The following is a 1,411-nucleotide window of genomic DNA, read 5'->3' on the forward strand; positions in this document are numbered from 1 at the left end:
CGCCTACTTCGACTCCGCCAGCCAATCGCTGAATTCAACACGTCCGACGGCGGCCTCCGGGATCAGGTTTCGACCGGCACGCAAAAAAGTGCCGAATGAACCCGGCAGCGGCATGGACGTCACCAGCCCGCGACGTCCTGTCGCCGACTTCCACTGCCCCGCCAGCGCCTTCATGGACCATATGGTTGGCCCCCCGACGTGCAATGAACGGTGCTGCGCCGCGTCTCCTTCATGACCGGCAACGGCCTGGTCGACGAGTGCCCGGGCCACGTCCGCCGTCGCAATTGGCTGGAAAGAAACTCCTGAGAACGCCGGGATGATCCCCACATTGGCCCCTGCAGCGAATATGCCTGCCACCAGGTTGTGAAACTGCGTTGCGTACACAACGCCTGTAGGTTGATCCGCACGTTCGTAACTGCGCGCCCTGGCTGCCTGAACTTGGTAATACCCCATGGAGCACTCTGCGGCGTTGACAATGGTCAACAGTACGCTGCGCGAAATCCCGGCTCTTTGGGCGGCGTCCAACACCGAAACTGTGGTTGCTGCAAGCGCCTTCAACGCTGGTCCGGTGCGGGCGTCAAGGGTCTCCACGAGGGCGTCCGCACCAGCCAATGCGGATTCAACTCCCGTGCCTGTGCGGAAGTCGACGGACAGATACTCCACGCCGGGCACACGCTTCGGATCTGCGGCCGAAGGAACATGCCTGCTCAATGACCGCACAGTGAATCCTCTGGCAGCGGCGTCGGCCACCACAGCCAGGCCCGCCGTGCCCGTCCCGCCTGCCACTGCGATGATCACCATGCTCGCCACCCTACCCGCAGCCCCGCGGCAACAAAATAGCCGGGCTGGAAGCTGACGCTGCCTAGGGGGTGCCCAGCTTGTCGATGGTTGACGTTTTAGCCATTTCCTTAATGGCCAAAGCCGCCCCGCCACGGGCCCCGGTGGCAGCGCCGGGGGGCAAAACCGCCTGAACCACCGAAACATGGGAACTTGTCAACGGCAATGAGTGGCTCTTCAGTGCCGCTGTGAGCGGACCCATTAAAGGCTCACCAGTCTGCGCCAGCTCACCACCAATGACAATGAGCTCCGGGTCAAGCAGGTTGGAAATGCCTGCCAGGAACCGTCCCGTCAAGGAACCAATTTCAGCCAAGACAGTCAGGCAGCCGCGGTTGCCGTTGGCAGTCTCCCGCAGCACGTCGTTCCAGTCTGCCGTCTCGCCCAACGCCGGACGCAACAGCGAGAGCACATGGGCCGTTCCGGTGCGCAGCACCAAGCATCCCCGGTTGCCACAAGGGCAGGCGGCACCGTTGATGTCAGTAGACATGTGCCCAATTTCCCCCGCTGCCCCGATGCTTCCGCGGTACAACCGGCCCTCCGAAAACAGTGCCATGCCCACGCCGCTGGAAAAGTT

Annotated in this window: 2 protein-coding genes; both read right to left on the reverse strand. The window is 62.9% G+C overall.

What is annotated here, in order from left to right:
• Positions 1–3: 3 nt before the first annotated feature.
• Entirely contained in the window at positions 4–801 is a 798-nt protein-coding gene (locus Q4P21_RS13880; protein WP_303389337.1) for an SDR family oxidoreductase, read from the reverse strand.
• Between the two features lie 61 nt (positions 802–862).
• Positions 863–1,411, reverse strand: a 549-nt coding sequence (locus Q4P21_RS13885) for an ROK family protein (RefSeq protein WP_303389338.1), incomplete at its 5' end; no start/stop codon positions are given.

Origin of the sequence: Arthrobacter sp., from assembly GCF_030540645.1 — a bacterium.
Taxonomy (GTDB): Bacteria; Actinomycetota; Actinomycetes; order Actinomycetales; family Micrococcaceae; genus Specibacter.